Origin of the sequence: Serratia sp. YC16 (assembly GCF_009707615.1) — a bacterium.
In the GTDB taxonomy this organism is placed as follows: Bacteria; Pseudomonadota; Gammaproteobacteria; order Enterobacterales; family Enterobacteriaceae; genus Serratia; species Serratia surfactantfaciens.
Genome location: NZ_WLYN01000015.1, coordinates 24,961 through 49,670, shown reverse-complemented (window position 1 = coordinate 49,670; position 24,710 = coordinate 24,961). Strand labels below are relative to the sequence as shown.

The 24,710-nt window shown below is 61.0% G+C and carries 24 protein-coding genes; 11 read left to right on the top strand and 13 right to left on the bottom strand.

Annotated elements, in window-relative coordinates:
• The first annotated feature begins 18 nt into the window (after positions 1-18).
• Genes dam through trpS form a run of 4 tightly spaced genes read left to right on the top strand, consistent with a single transcriptional unit; the run spans position 19 to position 3,261 of the window.
• The gene (gene dam, locus GKN89_RS23030) at positions 19-831 is read left to right on the top strand and encodes an adenine-specific DNA-methyltransferase (RefSeq protein WP_004930319.1); all 813 of its coding nucleotides are present in this window, start codon (positions 19-21) and stop codon (positions 829-831) included.
• Positions 832-882: 51 nt separating this feature from the next.
• Positions 883-1,560, top strand: coding sequence for a ribulose-phosphate 3-epimerase (gene rpe, locus GKN89_RS23025; protein ID WP_019456160.1), 678 nt, complete (start codon positions 883-885; stop codon positions 1,558-1,560).
• Positions 1,553-2,251 (top strand): phosphoglycolate phosphatase, encoded by a 699-nt coding sequence (locus tag GKN89_RS23020; RefSeq protein WP_019456159.1) that lies wholly within the window; start codon positions 1,553-1,555, stop codon positions 2,249-2,251. Before rpe ends, GKN89_RS23020 begins: the two co-directional genes overlap by 8 nt.
• A 2-nt stretch (positions 2,252-2,253) precedes the next feature.
• Positions 2,254-3,261, top strand: coding sequence for a tryptophan--tRNA ligase (trpS, locus tag GKN89_RS23015; protein WP_063918397.1), 1,008 nt, complete (start codon positions 2,254-2,256; stop codon positions 3,259-3,261).
• Positions 3,262-3,311: 50 nt separating this feature from the next.
• Here the strand turns inward: trpS and cysG are convergent, their stop codons facing one another.
• Genes cysG through nirB form a run of 4 tightly spaced genes read right to left on the bottom strand, consistent with a single transcriptional unit; the run spans position 3,312 to position 8,455 of the window.
• The gene (cysG, locus tag GKN89_RS23010) at positions 3,312-4,715 is read right to left on the bottom strand and encodes a siroheme synthase CysG (RefSeq protein WP_019456157.1); all 1,404 of its coding nucleotides are present in this window, start codon (positions 4,713-4,715) and stop codon (positions 3,312-3,314) included.
• A 50-nt stretch (positions 4,716-4,765) separates the two neighbouring features.
• Complete coding sequence (nirC, locus tag GKN89_RS23005) at positions 4,766-5,566, bottom strand: nitrite transporter NirC (RefSeq protein ID WP_154747834.1); 801 nt, start codon at positions 5,564-5,566, stop codon at positions 4,766-4,768.
• A gap of 16 nt (positions 5,567-5,582) precedes the next feature.
• Complete coding sequence (gene nirD, locus GKN89_RS23000; protein ID WP_019456155.1) at positions 5,583-5,909, bottom strand: nitrite reductase small subunit NirD; 327 nt, start codon at positions 5,907-5,909, stop codon at positions 5,583-5,585.
• A complete protein-coding gene (gene nirB, locus GKN89_RS22995) occupies positions 5,906-8,455 on the bottom strand; it encodes a nitrite reductase large subunit NirB (protein WP_154747833.1) in 2,550 nt (849 codons plus the stop codon). The genes nirD and nirB overlap by 4 nt, the downstream gene beginning before the upstream one ends.
• Before the next feature lie 303 nt (positions 8,456-8,758).
• On the opposite strand from nirB, the gene GKN89_RS22990 reads away from it, so the two are divergent.
• Entirely contained in the window at positions 8,759-10,027 is a 1,269-nt protein-coding gene (locus tag GKN89_RS22990; protein WP_154747845.1) for a cytosine deaminase, read from the top strand.
• On the opposite strand, the gene GKN89_RS22985 is transcribed toward GKN89_RS22990, so the two are convergent.
• The 6 genes from GKN89_RS22985 to GKN89_RS22960 all read right to left on the bottom strand — a co-directional run bounded on the left by GKN89_RS22985 (position 10,024) and on the right by GKN89_RS22960 (position 14,795).
• Positions 10,024-10,374, bottom strand: coding sequence for a type II toxin-antitoxin system ChpB family toxin (locus GKN89_RS22985; protein WP_019456151.1), 351 nt, complete (start codon positions 10,372-10,374; stop codon positions 10,024-10,026). The genes GKN89_RS22990 and GKN89_RS22985 overlap by 4 nt on opposite strands.
• Positions 10,368-10,616: an AbrB/MazE/SpoVT family DNA-binding domain-containing protein gene (locus GKN89_RS22980; RefSeq protein ID WP_025159908.1), complete on the bottom strand. Its 249-nt coding sequence runs from the start codon at positions 10,614-10,616 to the stop codon at positions 10,368-10,370. The genes GKN89_RS22985 and GKN89_RS22980 overlap by 7 nt, the downstream gene beginning before the upstream one ends.
• A 110-nt stretch (positions 10,617-10,726) precedes the next feature.
• Entirely contained in the window at positions 10,727-11,911 is a 1,185-nt protein-coding gene (gene tsgA, locus GKN89_RS22975) for an MFS transporter TsgA (RefSeq protein ID WP_004930336.1), read from the bottom strand.
• A 188-nt stretch (positions 11,912-12,099) separates the two neighbouring features.
• Positions 12,100-13,080 (bottom strand): LacI family DNA-binding transcriptional regulator, encoded by a 981-nt coding sequence (locus tag GKN89_RS22970; protein ID WP_019456149.1) that lies wholly within the window; start codon positions 13,078-13,080, stop codon positions 12,100-12,102.
• Between the two features lie 72 nt (positions 13,081-13,152).
• Positions 13,153-14,460, bottom strand: a complete 1,308-nt coding sequence (locus GKN89_RS22965) for a 6-phospho-beta-glucosidase (protein ID WP_019456148.1) — start codon at positions 14,458-14,460, stop codon at positions 13,153-13,155.
• On the bottom strand, positions 14,457-14,795 hold the full coding sequence (locus tag GKN89_RS22960; RefSeq protein ID WP_019456147.1) for a PTS lactose/cellobiose transporter subunit IIA: 339 nt from the start codon (positions 14,793-14,795) through the stop codon (positions 14,457-14,459). The genes GKN89_RS22965 and GKN89_RS22960 overlap by 4 nt, the downstream gene beginning before the upstream one ends.
• A 353-nt stretch (positions 14,796-15,148) precedes the next feature.
• Here GKN89_RS22960 and ppiA point away from each other — a divergent pair, with 353 nt between their 5' ends.
• From ppiA to btsR, 3 genes are all read left to right on the top strand, one after another.
• Positions 15,149-15,718 carry a peptidylprolyl isomerase A gene (gene ppiA / locus GKN89_RS22955; RefSeq protein ID WP_019456145.1) on the top strand — a complete coding sequence of 190 codons (570 nt, stop codon included), beginning with the start codon at positions 15,149-15,151 and terminating at the stop codon, positions 15,716-15,718.
• Positions 15,719-15,874: 156 nt separating this feature from the next.
• Positions 15,875-17,560 (top strand): sensor histidine kinase, encoded by a 1,686-nt coding sequence (locus tag GKN89_RS22950; RefSeq protein ID WP_019456144.1) that lies wholly within the window; start codon positions 15,875-15,877, stop codon positions 17,558-17,560.
• Complete coding sequence (btsR, locus tag GKN89_RS22945) at positions 17,560-18,285, top strand: two-component system response regulator BtsR (RefSeq protein WP_019456143.1); 726 nt, start codon at positions 17,560-17,562, stop codon at positions 18,283-18,285. The genes GKN89_RS22950 and btsR overlap by 1 nt, the downstream gene beginning before the upstream one ends.
• Here btsR and GKN89_RS22940 read toward each other — a convergent pair whose 3' ends face one another.
• Entirely contained in the window at positions 18,286-18,564 is a 279-nt protein-coding gene (locus tag GKN89_RS22940) for a type II toxin-antitoxin system RelE/ParE family toxin (RefSeq protein ID WP_015379287.1), read from the bottom strand.
• Between the two features lie 17 nt (positions 18,565-18,581).
• The gene (locus GKN89_RS22935; protein WP_004930356.1) at positions 18,582-18,851 is read right to left on the bottom strand and encodes a hypothetical protein; all 270 of its coding nucleotides are present in this window, start codon (positions 18,849-18,851) and stop codon (positions 18,582-18,584) included.
• A gap of 210 nt (positions 18,852-19,061) precedes the next feature.
• Here GKN89_RS22935 and GKN89_RS22930 point away from each other — a divergent pair, with 210 nt between their 5' ends.
• The 3 genes from GKN89_RS22930 to GKN89_RS22920 all read left to right on the top strand — a co-directional run bounded on the left by GKN89_RS22930 (position 19,062) and on the right by GKN89_RS22920 (position 22,584).
• Entirely contained in the window at positions 19,062-20,588 is a 1,527-nt protein-coding gene (locus GKN89_RS22930; protein WP_019456142.1) for a helicase HerA-like domain-containing protein, read from the top strand.
• A 72-nt stretch (positions 20,589-20,660) separates the two neighbouring features.
• Positions 20,661-21,236, top strand: a complete 576-nt coding sequence (locus tag GKN89_RS22925; protein WP_063918426.1) for an aminodeoxychorismate synthase component II — start codon at positions 20,661-20,663, stop codon at positions 21,234-21,236.
• A gap of 130 nt (positions 21,237-21,366) precedes the next feature.
• Positions 21,367-22,584, top strand: coding sequence for an aspartate aminotransferase family protein (locus GKN89_RS22920; protein WP_074056087.1), 1,218 nt, complete (start codon positions 21,367-21,369; stop codon positions 22,582-22,584).
• A 40-nt stretch (positions 22,585-22,624) separates the two neighbouring features.
• Here GKN89_RS22920 and GKN89_RS22915 read toward each other — a convergent pair whose 3' ends face one another.
• Positions 22,625-24,703 (bottom strand): YccS/YhfK family putative transporter, encoded by a 2,079-nt coding sequence (locus GKN89_RS22915; RefSeq protein ID WP_063918408.1) that lies wholly within the window; start codon positions 24,701-24,703, stop codon positions 22,625-22,627.
• Between the last annotated feature and the right edge of the window lie 7 nt (positions 24,704-24,710).

Sequence of the window (24,710 nt, the reverse complement as noted above, 5' to 3'; positions counted from 1 at the left end):
AAGTAGCTAATTGACGGCATGAAGAAAAACCGCGCTTTTTTAAAATGGGCTGGTGGAAAATACCCGCTGGTAGATGAGATTCGTCGCCATCTGCCGGCGGGAGACTGCTTAATCGAGCCCTTCGTGGGTGCGGGATCCGTCTTTCTGAATACGGATTACGACGCCTACATTCTCGCCGACATCAATAGCGATCTTATCAACCTGTATAACATCGTTAAGCTGCGCACGGATGACTTCGTGCGCGATGCCCGCACGCTTTTCGCCGATGAATTCAATAACTCGGATCAGTTTTACCTGCTGCGAGAAGAGTTCAATACTAGCACCGAGCCTTACCGCCGGGCGCTGCTGTTCCTGTATCTGAACCGTCACTGCTATAACGGCCTGTGCCGCTATAACCTGCGCGGCGAGTTCAACGTGCCGTTTGGCCGCTACAAGAAACCGTACTTCCCGGAAGAAGAGCTCTACTGGTTTGCCGAAAAATCGCGCAATGCCACTTTTGTCTGCGAGCATTACCGCGATACCATGGCGAAGGCCGTGGCCGGCGCCGTGGTGTATTGTGATCCGCCTTACGCGCCGCTGTCGGCGACGGCGAATTTCACCGCTTACCACACCAACAGCTTCAGCATCGCCGATCAGCAGAGCCTGGCGCATCTGGCGCACCAGCTCTCGGTAGAGAGCCAGGTGCCGGTATTGATCTCCAATCACGATACCGAGCTGACGCGCGACTGGTATCAGCATGCTGCGCTGTATGTGGTGAAAGCGCGCCGCACGATCAGCCGCAATATTCTCGGCCGCAGCAAAGTGAACGAGCTTTTGGCGCTGTATCGCTAAGCCGGGGGCTCCCCGGCGTATAACAACTCGACCCTACGTTTGGAGAAGCGGATGAAAAAGTTTTTGATTGCCCCGTCCATTCTGTCGGCAGATTTTGCCCGGTTAGGTGAAGATACCGCTAACGTGCTGGCCGCTGGCGGCGACGTGGTGCACTTCGACGTGATGGACAACCACTACGTGCCCAATCTGACCATCGGTCCGATGGTGTGCGAAGCGCTGCGTAACTACGGCATTACCGCGCCGATTGACGTGCACCTGATGGTCAAGCCGGTGGATCGCATCGTGCCTGATTTCGCCAAGGCCGGCGCATCCTATATCTCTTTCCACCCCGAAGCGTCCGAACATGTCGATCGCACCATCCAGCTGATCAAAGAGCACGGTTGCAAAGCCGGCCTGGTGTTCAATCCGGCCACGCCGCTGAGCTATCTCGATTACGTGATGGATAAAATCGACGTGATCCTACTGATGTCGGTCAACCCGGGCTTCGGCGGCCAGTCGTTCATTCACGGTACCCTCGACAAGCTGCGCCAGGTGCGCAAGCTGATCGACGACAGCGGCCGCGATATCCGTCTGGAAGTCGACGGCGGGGTTAAAGTGGACAACATCGCCGAAATCGCCGCCGCGGGCGCCGATATGTTTGTCGCCGGTTCCGCCATCTTTGGCCAGCCGGACTACCGCAAGGTGATCGACGAGATGCGCAGCGAGCTGGCGAAGGTTTCCCATGGCTGATTTCGGCGCGATCCGCGCACTGGCCTTCGATCTGGACGGCACGCTGGTCGACAGTGCGCCGGGCCTGGCGGCCGCCATCGATATGGCGCTGGAAGAGATGAACCTGCCGCAAGCGGGTGAGGAGCGGGTCGGCACCTGGATCGGCAACGGCGCCGACGTGCTGGTGCAGCGCGCGCTGCGCTGGGCGGAAGCGGAAGGCACGCCGGAGCAATGCGGCCGGCTGCGTGAACGCTTCGACCATTTCTATGCGCAGACCGTCGACAGTGGCAGCCGCCTGTTCCCGCAGGTGCAAGAGACGCTGGCCCGACTGGCGGCGCACGGTTACCCGATGGCGTTGGTGACCAATAAGCCGACGCCGTTCGTGGCGCCGCTGCTGGCGTCGTTGGGCATTGGCGACTATTTCTCGCTGGTGATCGGCGGCGACGACGTGACGGAAAAGAAACCGCATCCTGCGCCGTTGTACCTGGTGCTCGGCAAGCTTGGCCTGCGCGCGCATGAACTGCTGTTCGTCGGCGACTCACGCAACGATATTCAAGCCGCACAGGGCGCCGGTTGCCCGAGTGTCGGTTTCACCTACGGTTATAACTACGGCGAATCGATCGCCCTGAGCCACCCCGATCGGGTGTTGGAGCGCTTCGCCGATTTGTTGCCCGCTCTTGGGCTGTCATCTTTAGAGAATCAGGAAATTTAAACATGAGTAAGCCCATCGTATTTAGCGGCGCGCAGCCGTCCGGCGAACTGACCATCGGCAACTACATGGGTGCGCTGCGTCAGTGGGTTCAGATGCAGGACGACTACGACTGCATCTATTGCATCGTCGATCTGCATGCCATCACCGTGCGCCAGGACGCCGAGAAGTTGCGCAAGGCCACGCTGGATACGCTGGCGCTGTACCTGGCCTGCGGCATCGATCCGGAAAAAAGCACCATCTTCGTGCAGTCGCACGTGCCTGAGCACACGCAGCTGAGCTGGGTGCTGAACTGCTACACCTATTTCGGCGAGCTGAGCCGCATGACGCAGTTCAAGGACAAATCCGCACGCTATGCGGAGAACATCAACGCCGGGTTGTTCAGCTATCCGGTGCTGATGGCGGCGGACATCCTGCTGTATCAAACCAATCAGGTGCCGGTGGGCGAAGACCAGAAACAGCACCTGGAGCTGAGCCGCGACGTGGGCCAGCGTTTCAACGCGCTGTACGGCGACGTGTTCAAAGTGCCGGAGCCGTTTATCCCTAAATCCGGTGCGCGCGTAATGTCGCTGCAGGAACCGACCAAGAAGATGTCCAAGTCGGACGACAACCGCAACAACGTGATCGGTCTGTTGGAAGATCCGAAAGCGGTGAGCAAGAAGATCAAACGCGCAATGACCGACTCGGAAGAGCCGCCTGTCGTGCGTTACGACGTGGCCAACAAGGCGGGTGTCTCCAACCTGCTGGATATCCTCGCCGGCGTGAGCGGCAAGAGCATCGCACAGCTGGAAGCCGAGTTCGAGGGCCAAATGTACGGCCATCTGAAAGGCGCGGTGGCGGACGCCGTCTCCGGCATGTTGGGCGAGCTGCAGGAGCGTTACTATCGCTTCCGCAACGATGAAGCCTACCTGCAGCAGGTGATGCGCGATGGCGCGGCCAAAGCGCGTGCGCGGGCGCAGGAAACCCTGGCGAAGGTCTATCAGGCCGTCGGTTTCGTACCGCCGCAGGCGTAACGCCGGCACAAATAAAAAAAGCGGCCTAGGCCGCTTTTTTTACGTCGCTATCACGCCATTTGCGCCAGACTGGCGGGCGCTGCCTCGCTGGCGAACCAATTGAGCTTGCCGCGCAGGCTGACCACGCTGCCGACGATGATCAGGCTGGGACTGGCGGCCTGCAGGGCCAAGGCGCCCAGTTGGCCGAGCTCGCCTTCGATCACTCGCTGACGGCAGGAGGTACCGTTTTCCACCAGCGCCACCGGCGTGGCGGCCGGCAGGCCGTTAGCGATCAGCTGGCGTTGGATCTCCGCCGCTTGCGATAGCCCCATATAAAACACCAGCGTCTGTTGCCCGGCAGCCAGCGTCGCCCAGTCCAATCCACCGTCGGCTTTGGCGTGGCCGGTCACCAGGCGCACGCTCTGCGCGTGGTCGCGGTGGGTGAGCGGGATGCCGCTGTAGGCGGAACAGCCAGAGGCGGCGGTAATGCCTGGCACCACCGAGAATGGCACGTTGGCGTCCGCTAGCGTCTCCAGCTCTTCGCCGCCACGGCCGAAGATAAAGGGATCGCCCCCTTTCAGACGCACCACGCGTTTGCCTTGCAACGCCTGCTGCAGCAAGATTTGGTTGATCTGCTCCTGCGGCACGCAGTGGTGGCCGGCGCGTTTGCCGACGAAGATGCGCTCGGCGTCGCGGCGCACCAGCGTCATGATATCTTCAGAGACCAGCCGGTCATAAACCACCACGTCGGCCTGCTGGATCTGCTGTAGCCCTTTCAGCGTCAGCAAGCCGGCATCGCCTGGCCCGGCGCCCACCAGTACCACTTCACCGCGATCTTCCGGCTGTTCGCTGAACAGCTGCTCGAGCTGGCGTTCAGCCAGCGCGGCGTCGTCGTTGGCCAGCGACTGCGCTAGCCGATCGTGGGCGAACAACCGTTCCCAAAAGCGACGACGCGCGCCGAGGCTGCTGAAGCGTCGTTTTACCCGCTGCCGCAGCGAACCGCCTAACTGGGCCAGTTTTCCGAGGTGCTGCGGCAACATCGCCTCCAGCTTCTCGCGCAGCAGCCGTGCTAATACCGGCGCTTTGCCACCGGAGGATACCGCCACCATGATCGGCGAACGATCGATGATCGACGGCATGATAAAGCTGGCGCGTTTCGGGTCATCGACCACGTTGCAGAATACCCGCTGCTGGTTGGCGCATTGGTACACCAGCGCGTTGACTTCCAGCCGATCGGTGGCGGCGATCACCAGCCATTTTTCCGCCAACAGGCTTGGGTTGAATTCGCCTTCGGTCAGCGTCACCAGGCCTTCTTCCGCCCATTGGCGGAACTGCGGGGTGAACTCCAGGGCGTTGACGGTCAGCGCCGCGCCGGCGTCCAGCAGCAGGCGCGCTTTGCGTTCGGCTATCTCGCCGCCGCCGACCAGCAGGCAGGCTTTATGTTGCAGTTGGCAGAAAATCGGCAGGTAGTCCATCGGCACTCCTCGGGATAATCAGTGCGGGGGCGAAAGGCGCCCCCGAAAACTCAGGCGGTCTGACGTGCGGCGGCTTTCGCCGCCTGCGGGCGTTCGGCACGCGGTGTGGCGTACCAATAACCCAGGCCCATCAGCACCGAGCCGGACAGGATATTGCCCAGCGTCACCCACAGCAGGTTGTGGCCGATACCGGCGAGGGTATAGGCCTCGCTGTGGTTGCCGAACCAGGAGAGGGCGAACAGCGTCATATTGGCGACGGAGTGCTCATAACCCGAGGCGATGAAGGCCAGCAGGCACCACCAGATGGCGATGAACCTGGCGGCGCCTTCAACGCGGATCGCCATCCAAATCGCCAGGCAAACCAGCCAGTTGCACAGTACGCCCTTGAAGAACAGCACTTCGGCCGGCGCGGTGGTTTTCGCCAGCGCGGCGCTGTGCACCAGGCTGGTATCCACCGGCAGCAGGCTGCCGCCGCCGTAGTAATACATCAGCGCCACCAGCACCGAGCCGAGCAGGTTGCCGAGCCAGGTTTGCGGCAGCACCGCCCACATCTGGCTCTGGCGGATGGTGCCGGCCTTGACGCCGAGCGTCAGGAACATCGTATGGCCGGTGAACAGCTCGGAACCGGCGATGATCACCAGCGTCAGCGCGATGCCGAAGGTGGCGCCCATCACCAGCGGCCGCACGCCTGGATCGACCAGATTGCCGAGGGTGAAGATCAGGATGATGCCGAGGCCGACGTAGGCGCCGGCCATCGCCGAGCTGATCCAGAAACCGAGCGGGCTCTCCTTCGCCAGGCGGACGATGCGCGCCGCGTTGACGGCACATTTGTTGAGGGTGTCGGTAAACATGTGGCCTCCCGAAAGGTTATGCCGCGACTTGCACGATGCCGTCGACCACCCGGCTGGCGAAGCTGGCGACGGAACGGCTGTCATCTTCCAGGCAGTGGCCGTCGTACAGGCGGAAATGCTGCTTCTTCAGCGGGCTGGCGACCCACAACTCGCCTTGATGTTCGGCGATCAGCCCGCGCGACAGCACGCTGGCCTGGGCGAACGGGTCGATATTGCTGATGGCGAACACCTGTTCGTCGGCATAGGGGCGGAACACCGCCACCTGCCGATCGCCGATCAGGGCGCACACGCCGGTGCCTGGCAGGATGTCGGCGACGGGACAAACGGTAATCCACTGGCTCATGCGTGGCTCTCCTCGGTATCGATCAGGGTGACGGGGATACGCTCGTCCGGGCGCGCCGGGCGGTGCTGGTCGCGTTCGGCCACCACCTGCACGTTCGGATCGCGCAGCGGGCTGTTGATGAAGTGGGCGAAGCGCAGCTGCGTTTCCGGATGCTCGACGGTCTCTTTCCACTCGCAGATCACTGCGTCGCGCAGGCGGGCGATCTCCGCTTCCAATTGATCGTTGATGCCGAGCTTGTCGTCGACGATCACCTTGCGCAGGTAATCGATGCCGCCTTCCAGGCTTTCCAACCACACCGAGGTGCGCTGCAGCTTATCGGCGGTGCGGATATAGAACATCATGAAGCGGTCGAGGTAACGCACCAGGGTCTCGCGATCGAGGTCGGCAGCCAGCAGGTCGGCGTGGCGCGGTTTCATGCCGCCGTTGCCGCAGACATACAGGTTCCAGCCGTTCTCGGTGGCGATGATGCCGACGTCCTTGCCCTGCGCTTCGGCGCATTCACGGGTGCAGCCCGAGACGCCGAACTTCATTTTGTGCGGGGTGCGGATGCCTTTGTAACGGTGCTCCAGCGTGACGCCGAAGCCGACGCTGTCGCCGACGCCGTAGCGGCACCAGGTGCTGCCGACGCAGGTTTTCGCCATGCGCAGCGCCTTGGCGTATGCGTGGCCGGTTTCAAAGCCGGCGGCGAGCAGCTTGCTCCAGATGGCAGGCAGGTCGTCTTTCTGCGCGCCGAACATGCCGATGCGCTGCGAGCCGGTCATTTTGGTGTAGAGGTTGTACTCCTTGGCGATTTGGCCGATGGCCAGCAGGCCGTCCGGGGTGATTTCGCCGCCGGCGGAGCGCGGGATTACCGAATAGGTGCCGTCTTTCTGGATATTGCCGAGGAAGTTGTCGTTGGTATCCTGCAGCGGCGTATGCTGCGGCTTGAGAACGTATTCGTTCCAGCACGAGGCCAACAGCGAGCCGACGGTCGGCTTACAGACTTCGCAGCCGTAGCCTTTGCCGTATTTGGCCAGCAACGCCTCGAACGATTTGATGCCTTCGACGCGGATCAGGTGGAACAGCTCCTGGCGTGAATAGGCGAAGTGTTCGCACAGGTGGTGGTTGACCTCGATGCCTTGCTTGCTCAGCTCGGCGTTCAGCACCTGGGTGAGCAGCGGGATGCAGCCGCCGCAGCCGGTGCCGGCCTTGGTTTCGGCTTTCAGCGCCGCCACGGTGTGGCAACCTTTGTTGACCGCCTGAATGATGTCGTCTTTGCTGACGTCGAAGCAGGAGCAGATCTGCGCGCTTTCCGGCAGCGAATCCACGCCGATGGCCGGTTTGCTGCCCGCATGAGCCGGCAGGATCAGGCCGTCCGGGTTCTCCGGCAGTTCGATGCCGTTCAGCGCCATCTGCAGCAGGTTGCCGTAGTCGCTGGTGTCGCCCACCAGCACCGCGCCGAGCAGGGTTTTGCTGTCGGCGCTGACGATGAGCCGTTTGTAGACTTCTTTGTTTTCATCCAGATAGACGTAGCTGCGGGCGCCTTCGGTGCGGCCATGGGCATCGCCGATGCCGCCGACGTCCACGCCCAGCAGCTTCAGCTTGGCGCTCATGTCGGCGCCCTGGAAGCCGTTTTCGCGGCCCAGCAGGTGATCGGCGGCCACTTGCGCCATTTTGTAACCCGGCGCCACCAGGCCGAAGGTGCGATCGCGCCAGGCGGCGCACTCACCGATGGCGTAGACGTTCGGATCCGACGTCTGGCAGCTGTCGTTGATGGCGATGCCGCCGCGGCGGCCGATCTCCAGCCCGCACTGGCGCGCCAGCTTGTCCTGGGCGCGGATGCCGGTGGAGAACACGATGAAATCCACTTCCAGCAGGCTGCCGTCGGCGAAATGCAGGGTTTTACGCGCCGTGCCGCCGCCGTTGACGATCTCCTGGGTATTCTTGCCGGTGTGCACCTTGACGCCCATGCGTTCGATCTTGCGGCGCAGCTGGTCGCCGCCCATCGGGTCGAGCTGTTCGGCCATCAGCACCGGAGCGAACTCGATCACGTGCGTTTCCACCCCCAGGCTTTTCAGCGCGCCGGCGGCCTCCAGCCCCAGCAGCCCGCCGCCGACCACCGCGCCGCGTTTGCTGCGGCGCGCGCAGGCTTCGATGGCATTCAGGTCTTCGATGGTGCGGTAAACGAAGCAGTCCTGGCTATCTGAGCCTTTAATCGGCGGGATCCACGGGTAAGAGCCGGTGGCCATGATCAGCTTGTCGTAATAGACGGTGCGGCCGGTGTTGGAGTGGATGACCTTCTCGTCGCGATTGATGGTGATGGCGCGCTCGCCGATCAGCACCTTCACGCCGTGTTTTTCGTAAAAGCCTTCGCGCACCAGCGACAGCTCTTCGGCGGTGTGGTGCGAGAAGTAGGAAGAGAGATGCACGCGATCGTAAGCGATGCGCGGCTCTTCGCAAAATACGGTGATTTCGAACTGGTCTTTGTCTGCTTTATCCAACAGATCTTCGATGAACCGGTGGCCGACCATGCCATTGCCGACGACGGCAAGTTTGACTCTGCTCATTATTGCCTCAAAATTCTGGTTTCCTAGGCTTACCTTATCTCTCCCGATGGGCAATTTATTGATGCAAATCAATCACACTCTTATATACCTCTAACGTGGTATATGGATGATTTTTCACGATTTTTGATAAGTTGCGGATTTTATTCACCTTTAGCTGAAGCGAGTCAGTTTGCATGCCAATTACCCCGCAGGGGGTAGCCGCAGGAGGTAGGAGCGAAACGGCGACTTTGTCAGCGCGATCCGCTGCCAGTATGATGAAGAAAACCAGCGCAACGGCAGAGGTGAAGGGTGGCGAAACGTCCATTGAAGTTTATCGACAACCTGCGTTTAAGCGGGCATGAAGGATTGTGGCAACTGGCGATTGAGCAGGGGCGCATTGCGCATCTGGTGCCGCAGCCGGAAGGGCAGGAGTGGCGCAGCGACGTGCTGGATGCGCAGGGCGGGCTGGCGCTGCCGGCGTTCGTCGAACCGCATATTCACCTGGATACCACGCAAACCGCCGGCCAGCCGGCCTGGAACCAGTCCGGCACGCTGTTCGAAGGCATCGAGCGCTGGGCCGAACGCAAAGCGCTGTTGACCCATGAAGACGTCAAGCAGCGCGCCTGGCAAACCCTCAAGTGGCAGATTGCCAACGGCGTGCAGTATGTGCGCACCCACGTCGACGTCTCCGATCCCACGCTGACCGCGCTGCGCGCCATGCTGGAGGTGAAACGGGAGGTGGAGCCCTGGGTGACGCTGCAGATCGTCGCCTTCCCGCAGGAGGGGATCCTCTCTTATCCCAACGGCGAAGCGCTGCTGGAAGAAGCGCTGCGGTTGGGGGCCGACGTGGTGGGCGCCATTCCGCATTTCGAATTCACCCGCGAGTACGGCGTGGAGTCGCTGCACAAGGCGTTCGCGCTGGCGCAAAAATACGATCGGCTGGTGGACGTGCACTGCGATGAGATCGACGACGAGCAATCGCGCTTCGTCGAGACCGTGGCGGCGCTGGCGCTGAAGCTGGAGATGGGGGCGAAAGTCACCGCCAGCCACACCACGGCGATGCACTCTTACAACGGCGCTTACGCCTCGCGGCTATTCCGCCTGCTGAAAATGTCCGGCATCAACTTCGTCGCCAACCCGCTGGTGAATATTCATCTGCAGGGGCGTTTCGACAGCTACCCGAAACGGCGCGGCGTGACGCGGGTGAAGGAGATGCTGGAGGCGGAGATCAACGTCTGCTTTGGCCACGACGACGTGTTCGATCCCTGGTATCCGCTCGGCACTGCCAACATGCTGCAGGTGCTGCATATGGGGCTGCACGTGTGTCAGCTGATGGGTTATGGCCAGATCGACGACGGGTTGAAGCTGATCACCAGCCACAGTGCGCGCACCCTTAACCTGAACGACTACGGTCTGGCGGCCGGCAACAGCGCCAACCTGGTGATCTTGCCGGCGGAAAGCGGCTTCGATGCGGTGCGCCGCCAGACGCCGGTGCGTTATTCGATCCGCCAGGGGGCGGTGATCGCCGAGACGCGGCCGGCGGAAACTACGCTGCATCTGCAGCAGGATGAGACGGTGGATTTTCGGCGTTAGTCGATGATCGCCTGAAGCCGCGCCAGTGCATCGGCGATGACTTCGCCGGGGGCATGCTCGACGAATTGCGCGCTGCGCCCGGCCAGATCCATCATGCGAACCTGATTGATCAAGATGACGCCCTGCGTTGCGGTGCCACTGCCGCTCAGGCTGACGGTGAAACCCGCTGTACGGGCAAAATTCGCCCCTTGGGAAATGGGGGCGACCAATACCATGCCCAGCGCATTGAACTCGCGGGGAGACAGCACCAGTGCCGGACGAAAGTCGCCTTGTTGCTCACGGCCAACCACGGGATTCAGGCTGACCCGGATAAGATCTCCGCGCTGAAAAACGGGGCGCTTCACCATACTTCTTTCCCCGCCGGCGGCATGTGTTCCCAGCTGTCGTCTGCGGCGGCCGGCGCTTCACCGTCGCAGCCATCGAGCAATTGCTGCAGTGAATAGCGTTTCTTAACCGGCTTAATGACCAACGCTCCATCGATAACCTGCATGTCCATTTCCTGACCTACCTGTAGTTCCAGCTCGTTCATTAGCGCTGAGGGCACCAGCATTCCCGCGCTGTTGCCCCATTTTTTGATAGAGACTTTCATGAGCAATCCCTCTCCATTGTTCATGTATAAACAATGTATAATCAAGTGTGAAAAATGTACATAAAAAAGGGCGCCTTGCGGGCGCCCTGGGTGCATCTGATGCGAAGACGTTAGTGCGTCACATGACCGTGGCTGCGGTGCTTGGTCACGAAGCCCAGCAGCAGACACATCACGAACACCGCCAGGTACAGGCCGTTGGCGGTGGTCAGCGCCGCGTGCGCGCCACCTTTCGCGACGATCGGGCCGGTGACCACGAAGGTCAGCATGGTACCGATGGTGCCGCAGGTCAGGATAAAGTTGACCAGCTTCGGTGAGGAGACCTTGGTCTGCAGCGAGCCGAGGGTGATCAGCGTGGTGTAGATGGCGCTGGAAACGAAGCCCAGAGCCATGATGTAGTAGCCCAGGTGCTCCGGATTGTCGGTGCTGACGAACAGGTACATCGCGCCGGTAGCCAGTGCGGCCAACACGGTGACGATGCGCTGCAGATCGAAGAAGCGCAGGATGAAGCTGAACACCCACATGCCGACCATGTAAGAGGTCCAGAAGTCGCTCACCAGCTTACCGGCCTGGCCGATGTCCATGTTGAAGGACTTGGTGGCGTACTCAGGCACCCACTGAATGAAGCCCAACTGGCCGAGGATGTAGCACAGCGCGGCGATCGACAGGAACAGCACGCCGATACCCCACTTTTCTTTCTCGACCGGCTGACCGGCGTCGGCGCCTTTCTTGCCCAGCACCGGGAATTCGGAGCACAGGGTCAGCACGAAGATCGCCACGTACAGCAGGCCGATGCAGGCATAAACCCAGTACCAGCCGATATGGCGGGCCAGCAGCATCGCGGCGACGATCGGGAAGATCATACCGGCCATGCTGAAGAAGGAGTCGGTGAACAGCAGGCGCGAGCCGCGCTGGCGGCCGGCATACATGTGGGTGATCAGGAAGGTGCCGATCGACATGGTGATACCGCTAACCACGCCGAGGATAAACATGCACAGCGAGAACATGGTCAGGCTCTTACCGAGCATCAGGCCTGCGACCGCCAGCACCATCAGGACAAAGCCGAAGATCAGCTGACGCTTCAGCGGGATGATTTCCATCAGCCAGGCATTGAGGAAGATCGAAATCAAAATGCCGGCGTTGAGGAAAGTAAAGGTGTTACTCATGCTGGAAACCGGCAGATTAAAGTACTCTGCAATGTTTCCCATCACCATCCCTGTGACGATCACTAAAGCACCGGTCAGCGCGTATGAAAAGAAGCTGATCCAGGTAAGCCGTATGCGGTTACTGTCATTCATTGTATAGGCCTGAATATGTCTGTTAGAGGTTTTAACGCTGGCATAAGGCCGCTGGCTTTTCCCGGCAAAGCAGAAAAGTCCCGATCAGGCCGCCAGGGGGCGGATCCTAGCACAGACAACGGGATTTTTTGTGATGGCTGTCGATTTTTTGATGCAATTTATGAAAGGCTGATGCCTGTTGTTGTGATCTATTTGCGCGCAGTCACAATAGAATCGCGGTTGATAATCGCCGGCTCAAAACGGCGCGCCGGAGTGGCGGGATCGATCAACAGCCGCGCAGCGTATTGCGCCATCTCGCTGATGGGAAAATGTACGCTGCTCAGCGCCGGGCGCACGAAAGGCGCGCGTTCGCCGCTGTCGTAGCAGATCAACGAGATATCTTGCGGCACCCGCAAACGATGCTCGTTGATCGCCAGCAGGGCGCCGATCGCCATCTCTTCGTTGCAGCAGTAGATGGCGCTGGGCCGCGCGTCTTGCCGCAGCAGCCGATCGGCACAGCGATAACCGCTTTCCAGATCGTAGACACCTTCCAGGCAGGCCAACGGTTCGATGTTCGCCGCCTGCATGGCTTCCTCAAACCCCTGCAGCCGCAGGCGGCTCGACGGGCGCTCGCGCGGGCCGCTGATGCAGGCGATGCGCCGGTGCCCGGCATCGAGCAGCTGTTGCGTCGCCATGCGGCTGGCGAGCGGGTGATCGAAGGTGACGCAGCGGGCCTCCAGCCCAGGCACCAGGCGATCGAGCAACACGAAATGACGTTGCTCCGCCGCCAGCTGACGCAGCCTGTCGTCGCTGAGAAAGCGCACGTGCAGGATCACGCCGTCGCAGCGCAGGCTAAATAACCGCTGCACCGCCTGCCATTCGTTTTCGGCGCTGTTGCGGCCCTGGGTCACCAGCAGCTGCTTGCCGTGGGATTCGGCCTCGGTCTGTACGAAGTCCATCAGCGCGCCGAAGAAACCGCCGCGATACGAGGTGGTGACCAGCCCGAGGGTATTGCTGTGACTGGAGGCGAGCGCGCGGGCCGCCGGATTGGGGGTGTAACCGAGCTGGGCGACGGCGCGTTCAACCTTCTCGCGGGTCGGCGCCTTGACGTTGCTGTCGCCGTTCACCACGCGCGATACGGTGGCGCGCGATACGCCCGCCAACGCCGCGACATCTTCCAGTGTCACCATCGTCCAACTCCTGATTACGGCTAAAAAAAGGGGTTCGGCGCGCCGAACCCTTGTCTGGCTGCGCTTAAGCGCTTACCTGAACTGCGGCAAATACGGCGCGTTGATCGCCAACACTTCGTCCAGCAGCGGCTGCGCCAGATTGGCGTTGCCCACCAGCGGATTAGCGATCAGCGCCAGCAACCCGCTGCGGCGATCGCCGTGCACCGCAGCTTCGATGGTCAGGCGTTCGTAGGCTTTTACCTGCTGCGTCAGCGCCTGCATCGGTTCCGGCAGCGGGCCGAAAGTCAGCGGATGCGCGCCCTGGGCATCGACGATACAGTTGATTTCTATCACAGCATCGTCCGGCAGGCCATGGATTGCGCCGCGGTTTGCGGTGTTGACCACTAATTGCGTGCCGAGATTATTATGGATAGCACGAATCAGCTCCAGCGCAACTTCGGAATAGAAAGAACCGCCGCGGAAGCTGAGCTGCTCCGGTTTCGTGTTCAGCTGCGGATCGGCATACAGCTCGAACAGCTCTTTTTCCACCTGCATCACCTGTTCCGCGCGGGTGCCGCGCTCGCCGGCGGCGGCCATCTCTTCCGCCAGCATCTCGCGGGTCTGGTAAAAATAGCGATGATACGGGCAGGGGATGGCGCCGAGCGCGCGCAGGAAGTCCGGCTGCCAGGGCTCTTCCTTGATGTTGTTCATGGTCAGCGCCGCGCCGTCGCACAGCATGTCGATCACCTTGGCGGTGACGTCGCGTCCCTGCTGCGTGACCTGATGCACCCAGACCATGTGGTTCAGACCGGCGAATCGCAGCTGCACATCGGCGTAGGGCGCCTGCAGCATGTTGGCGATCATGTGGTGCATGCTGATCGGTACGTTGCACAGGCCGATGATCTTCGCCTTGGTGAAGCGGGATACCGCCTCGGTGACGATGCCGGCCGGGTTGGTGAAGTTGATGATCCAGGCGTCCGGCGCCAGTTTTTCCACCCGGCGGGCAATATCCAGCATCACCGGGATGGTGCGCAGCGCTTTGGCGAAGCCGCCGACGCCGGTGGTCTCCTGACCGAGCAGCTGGTATTTCAGGCCCAGCCGTTCGTCGGCGGCGCGCGCCGGCAGTTGCCCGACGCGGAACTGGGTCAGCACGAAAGCGGCGCCGCGAATCGCCTCGTCCAGCGCGAAGTGCACGCTGACCTTCACCTGCTCCAGCCCGTGGCGCGCCAGCATGCGGCGGGTCAGGGCGGCGATGATTTCCACTTTTTGCCGGCCCGGTTCGACGTCCACCAACGCCAGTTCGGTGACCGGCAGTTCCTCGATGCGTTGGATCAGCCCATCGACCAGCTCGGGGGTATAGCTGCTGCCGCCGCCGATCACGGCGATTTTGAGCGCGTTCATGGGCGGCCCTCCATCTGCGACTGGCGGCGATAGAGCTCGATCATGTCCTCGGCCAGATCCTGGATCACCATGGCGTTCATCAGATGATCCTGCGCATGCACGGTGATCAGGTTGATCGCCAACTTGCCACAGCCTTCGTCCAGACCGATCAGCTCAGTCTGGATCAGGTGCGCCTTCTTCACCCACTCTTTGGATTCGGCCATGTGTTTGGCTGCGGCGGCGAAGTCGCCGGCGCGCGCTTGTCGCAACGCCGTCAGCGCATTGCTGCGCGCGCTGCCGGAGAACACCAGCAGTTCCATGATGGTGCTTTCAAACTCGGGGCTGATTTCAGTCATCAATTCACTCACGTCATTTCTCCAGGGGTTGCGCGGCGACGCCGTCGTGGAATGCCTCAGTATCCGTTCTTTTTAAAATGAGAGCGCTCTCATTTATATAGAGTAACGACAATACGTGTGCAAACTGAGAGGTGGATCGCAAAAACCGCCCCAGGGCGGCGCTGGGCAAAAAATGCGTGATGCGGTTGGCAAAAAAGTCTTCTGCGCCCATACTTTCCGCAGCAAAATTCAGGGCCGCCTAGGATATGTCCCGTAATTGGGTAAATATAGGTAAATGGCTGGCACTTGCCGATACAGCTCTTTAGAATCAAAGCGCTTTTCCGTTGTTTGTCTCTCAGAGAAAGGACCCGTTAATGTTCAAACGTACTTTAGTGACCTTCGTCGCGCTGTGTTCCCTGACCGCAGTGGCGCCAGCCGCACTCGCCGCCGGTGAGACCCACGTCATGCTGACGACCTCGGCGGGGAATATCGAATTGGCGCTCGACAGCAAGAAGGCACCGGTTTCTACCCAGAACTTCGTCGATTACGTGAACAGCGGGTACTACAACAACACCATTTTCCACCGCGTGATCCCGGGCTTCATGATCCAGGGCGGCGGTTTCACCGCTGACATGCAGCAGAAATCCACCAAGGCGCCAATCAAGAACGAAGCCGACAACGGCTTGCGCAACCTGCGCGGCACCATCTCGATGGCGCGCACCGCCGACAAGGACAGCGCCACCAGCCAGTTCTTCCTCAACGTGGCGGATAACGCCTTCCTGGATCACGGCCAGCGCGACTTCGGTTACGCGGTGTTCGGCAAAGTGGTGAAAGGCATGGACGTGGTGGACAAGATTGCTCAGGTGCCAACCGGCAACGTCGGCCCATACCAGAATGTGCCGACCAAACCGGTGGTGATTCTGTCGGCCAAGGTGCTGCCGTAAATTTTTTGGCCGATCCCGCCGGGGTCGGCCGCTCCTTCCTCGTGAAGCCTTGCCTTCATCACTGTTTTCTCCCGCGCCTCATGCTCTAATCGGCAGACAATAACCAGACCGGAAATCCGGCGTTCGCCCTTTGTTGTCTCTGGATGAGTTGCTGCCATGTATGAATTTAACCAGGTGCTGTTGCTGTTGCAGCAGATGTGCGTCTATCTCGTTATCGCCTATCTGCTGAGCAAAACCCCGCTGTTTATCCCACTGATGCAGGTGACCATTCGCCTGCCGCACAAGCTGCTGTGCTATGTGATCTTCTCGGTGTTCTGCATCATGGGCACCTATTTCGGGCTGCACATTCAGGATTCGATCGCCAACACCCGTGCGATAGGCGCGGTTCTGGGCGGGCTGCTGGGCGGGCCGTCGGTGGGCTTTCTGGTCGGGCTGACCGGCGGCCTGCATCGCTATACGCTCGGCGGCATGACCGACGTGGCCTGTGCGATCTCCACGGTGTCGGAAGGTCTGGTCGGCGGCATCGTACACAGCATCGCCATGCGCCGCGGGCGCATCGAGCTGCTGTTTAACCCGCTGTTCGTCGGCGGCGTGGCGCTGGTGGCGGAGGTGCTGCAGATGGCGATCATTCTGGCGGTGGCACGCCCTTACGACGAGGCGTTGCAGCTGGTGGAACACATCGCGCTGCCGATGATGATCGCCAATACCGTCGGCGCGGCGATGTTTATGCAAATCCTGCTGGACAGGCGCGCCATGTTCGAGAAGTACACCAGCGCCTTTTCGTCCAAGGCGTTGAAGATCGCCGAGCGCACCGAGGGCATTCTGCGGCAGGGGTTCGATCAGGAAAACAGCATGAAGGTCGCCCGGGTGATTTATCAGGAGCTGGGCATCGGCGCGGTGGCGATCACCGATCGCGACAAGCTGCTGGCGTTCATCGGCATCGGCGACGATCACCACCTGCCGGGCACGCCGATCGCCTCGGTGCATTCGCATCGCGCCATCGACAACAACGAGGTGGTCTATGCCGACGGTAATCAGCTCTCTTACTGCTGCTCGATCAATCCGGCCTGCAAACTGGGATCGACGCTGGTGATCCCGCTGCGCGGCGAAAACCAGCGGGTCATCGGTACCATCAAGCTGTATGAACCGAAAAGTCAGCTGTTCAGCACCATCAACCGGACGCTGGGCGAAGGCATCGCCAGCCTGCTGTCGGCGCAGATCATGGCCGGACAGTACGAGCGCCACAAACAGCTGCTGGCGCAGTCGGAGATCAAGCTGCTGCATGCGCAGGTCAACCCGCATTTCCTGTTTAATGCGCTGAATACCCTGGTGGCGGTGATCCGTCGCGACGGCGAGCGCGCCTGCGAGCTGGTGCAGTCCCTCTCGACGTTCTTTCGCAAAAACCTCAAGCGCTCGGATGACGAAGTCAGCCTGGCGGACGAGATTGAACATGTGAACGCCTATCTGCAGATCGAGAAAGCGCGCTTCGCCGATCGGCTGGAGATCGCGGTATCGCTGCCGGAGGCGCTGTTGGCGGTGCGGCTGCCGGCGTTCTCGCTGCAACCGATCGTCGAGAACGCCATCAAGCATGGCACCTCGCACCTGTTGGGCGTGGGACGCATCGAAATCGGTGCCTGCTGTGAGGGTGAGCATCTGCTGCTGCAGGTGACGGACAACGCCGGGCTGTTCCAGCCGAAACCGAACTGCAGCGGGCTGGGGATGAACCTGGTGGATAAGCGCATTCGCGTGCGCTACGGCGAGGGCTATGGCGTACGGGTGGATTGCCGGCCGGACGCCTACACCCGCATTACGCTCAATGTTCCCATGGAGAGGGCCGCCTGATGTTAAACGCTCTGATTGTTGACGATGAACCTTCCGCGCGCGACAACCTGCGCCATCTGCTGGAGGCCGAGGCGGAGATTGCGATTATCGGCGAATGCGCCAACGCCATCGAAGCCATCAGCCAGATCCACCGGCTGCAGCCGGACGTGGTGTTTCTCGATATCCAAATGCCGCGCATCAGCGGGCTGGAAATGGTCGGCATGCTGGATCCCAATCGCATGCCACACATCGTGTTTCTGACCGCCTACGACGAATACGCGGTGCAGGCGTTCGAAGAGCATGCCTTCGACTATCTGCTGAAGCCGGCGGAGCCGAAGCGGTTGAGCAAAACGCTGCAACGCCTGCGGCAGCGCAGTGCACCGCAGGACGTGGCGGTGCTGGATGAGAGCGCCGGTTACCTGAAATACATTCCCTGTACCGGCCACAGCCGCATCTATCTGCTGCGGTTCGACGAGGTGCTGGCGATCCGTTCCAAACTGAGCGGGGTATTTGTGGTGCGTAGCGACGGCATGGAGTGTTTCACCGAATTGACGCTGCGCACGCTGGAAAGCCGCACCCCGCTGGTGCGCTGCCATCGGCAGTATCTGGTCAATCTGGAGCAGGTGCGCGAGATCCGCTTCGAAGAGGGCGGCGCGGCGGAGATGATCATGTCGGCCGGCGATCCGGTTCCGGTCAGCCGGCGCTATTTGAAGGCGCTGAAGGAACAACTGGGGCTGCGGGGGTGACTATGCCGGCGGCCACCGGCGGCGAGTATGCACGATGGCCAATATGATGACGCGTTGAGCCGCCAATTCATAGACCAGCAGATAGGACGGGGAGATGACCAGCTCGCGCGTGCCGGCTATCCGACCCGTTTTCCCGCTGGTGGGATGATGCACGAGGCGTGCCGCCGCGTCAGCGATTTTTGCATCATTTTCTGCGGCGGCGGCCGGATTTTTAAGTTCCAACCATTCATAAATCGCCAGACGATCGGCGATGGCGGGTACCGTCCATGTCAGTTTCACAAAAGTCCTTTTGTGTTTTATTGCGTTGATTTCGCTCTGCGTTCGGCGAAATAAGCGGCCACCTCTTCATCGTCGGCGAACTTGCCTTCACGCAACGCCTTGCGGCTCACCTCGACCTTTTCCTTTAACCACTGGTCGTACTCTTCCTGCTGCGCCTGGCGGCTGACAAACTCGCGCATGAAATCGCGCAACAGTTGCGAAGCCGTGCGATCGGCGGCCTTTGCCGCGCTGGCGAAAGCGGTTTTTAACTCGTCATCCACGCGGATTACCACGGTAGATTCAGACATGGTATTTACCTCGTATATACAGCGTAATGCTCACTATAGCACTGGTGCTTTATTGTTCAAGCAAAGACGCTCTGACGTTAAGCGCAATCTGAATTCATCAGGCCCCGACGGCGCCCATTTTGTTTGTCCTTGACGGGGTTACGCGGCGCTTATAGCTTTATTGCATCCACAGGCGCGTTTCGCGCCGCGTCAGCGTCAAAGGAACAGAAAATGAGTGAACCACGGATTATCGCCAAAGCGATGAAAGACGGAAAACCGGAACAGGATCTGGTGATTTTGCCGGCGTTGGCCAACCGCCACGGCTTGATCACCGGGGCAACCGGCACCGGCAAGACGGTGACGCTGCAGAAAATGGCCGAACAGTTCTCACGCATCGGCGTGCCGGTGTTCCTGTCGGATGTGAAGGGCGATCTGTCCGGCATCGGCGCTGAGGGCGTGCCTTCCGAGAAACTGCAGGCGCGTCTGGCGGCGATCGGCGTTACCGACTGGCAACCGCAGGCTTGCACCATTATCCCGTGGGATATTTACGGTGAAAAAGGCCACCCGATCCGCGCCACGATTTCCGATCTCGGGCCGTTGCTGCTGGGGCGCCTGTTGGATCTGAACGAGGTGCAAAGCGGCGTGCTGCAGCTGGTGTTCAAAATCGCCGATGACAATGCGCTGCTGCTGCTGGACATGAAAGACCTGCGCGCCATGGTGCAGTTCGTCGGCGATAACGCCAAACAATTCCAGACCCAGTACGGCAATATCTCTACCGCGTCGATCGGCGCCATCCAGCGTGGATTGCTGACGCTGGAAGAACAGGGTGCCAACCAGTTCTTCGGCGAGCCGATGCTGGACATCAACGATCTGATGAAAACCGACGCCAACGGTCACGGCGTGATCAACCTGCTGGCGGCGGACAAGCTGATCAATCAGCCGAAGCTGTATTCGGTGTTCCTGCTATGGCTGCTGGCCGAGCTGTTTGAGCACCTGCCGGAAGTGGGCGACCCCGAACAGCCGAAGCTGGTGTTCTTCTTCGATGAAGCGCACCTGCTATTCAACGACGCGCCGGCGGCGCTGCTGACCAAGATCGAACAGGTGGTGCGCCTGATCCGCTCCAAAGGCGTCGGCATTTACTTCGTCACCCAGAACCCGCTGGACATTCCGGACAGCGTATTGGGCCAATTGGGCAACCGCGTACAGCATGCTTTGCGCGCCTTTACCCCGCGCGATCAGAAAGCGGTGAAGACGGCGGCGCAAACCCTGCGCGCCAACCCGGCCTTCGATGCCGAAACGGCGATCACCGAGCTGGGCGTGGGCGAAGCGCTGGTGTCGTTCCTCGACGAGAAGGGCCGCCCGAACGTGGTGGAGCGGGCGATGGTGATCGCGCCGGAATCCAAGATGGGCATGCTTGGCGCGGAAGGGCTGAACAGCGCAATCAACAAGTCGCCGCTGTATGGCCGCTATGAGGATATGATCGATCGCGAGTCCGCCTACGAGAAGCTGTCGTCGGGTGGCTTTGCCACCGTCGGCACCCCGCAGCAGGGGCAGCAACCGCAGGCGCAACAGCAACAACAGCAGGCGGGCGGCGGCCTGATGGACGGCCTGAACGAGCTGCTGTTCGGTTCCACCGGCCCGCGCGGCGGCAAGCGCGACGGCATCGTCCAGACCGCCGCCAAGAGCATGGCGCGCGATCTCGGCCGCCAGATCCTGCGCGGCGTGCTGGGGTCGATCACCGGCGGCCGTAAAAAGTAAGCGGAAATTATCGTCGGCAGCGGCGGGTTAAATCAGTAAACTATGGCGGCGTTTTTCTCTGCCGGACCTAACATGCTGCTGCTGATCGATAACTACGACTCCTTTACCTATAACCTTTACCAGTACTTCTGCGAATTGGGCGCCGAGGTGCTGGTGAAGCGCAACGATGAGCTGCAGCTGGCCGATATCGAGCGGCTGGCGCCGCAGCATCTGGTGATTTCTCCTGGCCCCTGTACCCCGAACGAAGCGGGTATCTCGCTGGCCGCCATTCGACATTTCGCCGGCAAACTGCCGATCCTCGGCGTGTGCCTGGGGCATCAGGCGCTGGGGCAGGCGTTCGGCGCCGAGGTGGTGCGCGCCCGTGCGGTGATGCACGGCAAAACCTCGGCCATTCGTCACCTGGGCGTCGGCGTGTTTCGCGGCCTGAGCGATCCGTTGACCGTGACCCGTTACCACTCGCTGGTGCTGAAAGCCGAGACGCTGCCGGACTGTTTTGAAGTGACCGCCTGGAGCGAGCGCGACGGCGTGCGTGATGAGATCATGGGCATTCGCCACCGCACTTTGGCGTTGGAAGGCGTGCAGTTCCATCCGGAAAGCGTGCTCAGCGAGCAGGGCCACCAGCTGCTGGATAATTTCCTCAAGCGTTAATACTTTCGCGTTTTTTCGCCCGTCAGGCGTTTTGCGTTTGCGCTTGATTGGTTTTTTATGCATATTTCGTGATTATGTTTTCAATGTGACATCGAAATAGCGCCGAAAAACCTTCGGGGTGGAGCCGAAAATGACTGACAAATTCGCAGTGAGCCGCAGCACCTTTGACCAGGTTATCCTGCCTGTTTATGCACCTGCCCAGTTCGTGCCGGTGCGCGGCAAAGGCAGCCGGGTCTGGGATCAGCAGGGAAAAGAGTACATCGATTTTTCCGGCGGCATCGCGGTAACGGCGCTGGGACATTGCCACCCGGCGCTGGTCGACGCGCTCAAACGTCAGGGAGAAACCCTGTGGCATACCAGCAACGTCTTCACCAATGAACCGGCGCTGCGTCTGGCGAGTAAACTGATCGACGCCACCTTTGCCGATCGGGTGTTCTTCGCCAACTCTGGCGCGGAGGCCAACGAGGCGGCGTTCAAGCTGGCGCGCCATTACGCCATCACTCGCCACAGCCCATACAAAACCAAAATCATCGCCTTCTATAACGCGTTTCACGGCCGCACGCTGTTCACCGTTTCGGTGGGCGGGCAGGCTAAATACTCCGACGGGTTCGGGCCGAAGCCGGCCGACATTGTGCACGTGCCGTTTAACGATCTGGCGGCGGTGAAAGCGGTGATGGACGACCATACCTGCGCGGTGGTGATGGAGCCGATTCAGGGTGAGGGCGGCATTACGCCGGTCGACGCCGGCTTCCTCAAAGGCGTGCGCGAGCTGTGCGACCAACATCAGGCGCTGCTGGTGTTCGACGAAGTGCAGAGCGGCATGGGGCGCAGCGGCAAGCTGTTCGCCTACATGCATTATGGCGTGACGCCGGACATTCTCACCACCGCCAAGGCGCTGGGCGGCGGTTTCCCGGTCAGCGCCATGCTGACCACCGAAGAGATCGCGTCGGTGATGCAGGTGGGCACTCACGGCACTACCTACGGCGGCAACCCGCTGGCCTGCGCGGTGGCGGAGGCGGCGCTGGATGTGATCAATACGCCGGAGGTGTTGAGCGGCATTGAGCAGCGCCATGCGCTGTATGTGCAAGCTTTGCAGAATATCGGCGATAAATACGGTATTTTCACCGCCATTCGCGGTATGGGGTTGCTGATCGGCGCTGAGCTGACGCCGCATTATCACGGCAGAGCGCGTGACTTCCTCACCGCCGCCGCTGCGCGTGGGCTGATGATCCTCAACGCCGGGCCGAACGTGATTCGTTTTGCGCCGTCGCTGGTGGTGGAGCTGCAGGATATCGAAGCCGGCATGGCGCTGTTCGAGCTGGCGGTGCAGGACGTGATCAACGCCTGAAGCCCGTGCGGCGAATAACGGGGCGCGGCATGCCGCGCCCTTATTGATCGCGCAGTTTGCGTTTGAGCCAGATGCCGTGGTGCGGGCGCTGGCGCCAGGCCAGCGACGAAATGGTATGCATCACGCTCAGGTGCGACAGGATGCGCCGCAGATGGCGCTCCATCTCGGTGACGGGCATGTCCGGATGCAGGTCCGGCGGCTGCATGATGCCGCTGTTGTCGCTGCTCGGGCCATCGTATTCCAGCCGCTGCTGGCAGCTTTGCAGCGCGATTTCACAGGTTTGCAGATACTCTTCCGCCAGCTTCGGCGTCAGCATGTAGTGCTCGCGCGCCAGAATGGTCATGGCGTTCAGGTGCTCGACGATGAACTGGCTATGAGTGACCCACAGCCGCATGTCAGCCAGATAGTTCGAGGCGAATCCCGGTTCCTGCATCGCCTGATTGAGCGCGGTGAACAGCGCATTGTGTGCCTGGTTGACCTGCATGCGGGCGTAGGCCAGCGAGGCGGCGTCCGGCTCGGGTTGCTTCAGCATCAGCCGCAGCGCGGCCTGATCGTTCTCCAGCGCCTGATGGGCATTTTTGCGCAGCAGCCCGCTTTGCCACTGCGGCCACAGCCAAATGGTGCCGCCGAACGCCAGCACGCAGCCGATCAGCGTATCGATCAGGCGCGGCACCAGAAAATGCGAGCCGTTCAGCGCCAGCAGCTGCAGGGTGTAAACCGCCGTGACCGTAAAGCCGATCACCGACAGCCCGTAGTTCTTGCGCGAAACCAGGTAGGCCAGCAGGGTGATCACCAGCATGATGCTCAGCGTTTCCCCTTCCGGTAACTGCAGCTGCAGCAGACCCGCCGCCAGCAACAGGCCGGCGATCGTGCCCAGCGCACGGTGCTGAATGCGCACCCGGGTGGCGTTATAGCCGTTTTGACTCACCAGCATGATGGTGAGCAGGATCCAGTAAGGCTTCGGCAGGTTGAATACCGCCCCCAGGCTGCTGCCGACCGCCAGCGTTACCCCCAGCCGCGCGGCATTGCGCAGGGCGGTGGATTTGAACGACAGGTAGCTGGCCAACGCCGGCCAAAACGGCAGGCGGTGCTGGCTGGGCATCAAATCGCGGCGGTACAGCGGGTGCTGGGTGCGCAGCAGGCGGGCGATGCGGCTGAAATGGTAGTAGCAAAACTGGCCGACCGGGTTGTCGGGATGCTGCGCCGCCATTTTTTCCAGCGCTGCCAGCTCGTGCGTCATGGAAAAGCGCTTCGAATGTTGATGGTAGAGAATATCGTGCGCCACCACGCGCAGCCGGCCGGCGATCACCTGGGCGTTGCGGCGAATGATCGCTTCGGCCTGGCTCTGCTCCATCAGCTTCTGCACTTCTTCCGGCAGATGCAGGCTGACGGTGATGTGCTCCTGCAGGTCCATCGCCACCTGAAAGGCGCGCTGCAGGCGCTTTTGATCGAGGTTGTTGGCGTGTGGCAGGAAATTAAGCTGTTGGTACAGTAGGCTGATCAGATCCATCACCTTTTGCTGGCGCACCAGCAACGGCGGCAGCGCGGTTTGCGGGTCGGTGTGCTGGGTCAGCAGCGAATACTTGGCTTCGAAGTAGTCCGCCAGTTCCAGATAAAGCTGGCTCAACGTCTCGCGCATCGGCTGCTCTTTCCACAGTTTGAACCAGAACCAGGTGAATAAGCCGTACCAGGCGGTGCCGATGACGTACAACAGCGGCGCCTGCCAGATTGGCACCGTGCCGGCCATGCTGAGAGCGAAGATGGCGGCTACCAGCGCCGCCGGCAACAGCCGGGCGTGCAGCGGGCTGATTTCGCCGGTGACGCCGAGCAACAGCGCCAGACCCAGCATCAGCGCCGGCAGCGGCAGATGCCACAGCAGGGCCTGTTGCAGCAGCAGGCTGCTGAGGGCGAACAGCGCACCGCCGACGATCAGCCGTTTAAAGAAGCGCTTATGCGGCGTGTCCAGACCGGCGATATTGCAGCAGGCGGGCACCAGAGAGAACATCAGGCCGAGCTGCAGCTGGCCGATCAGCAGGCCGAACAGCACCGGCAAGCACAACACCAGCGTTTGTCGCAGTGCGTAATTGACTTCCGGGTGGTAGATCAGACGACGCCACATGGCAGCG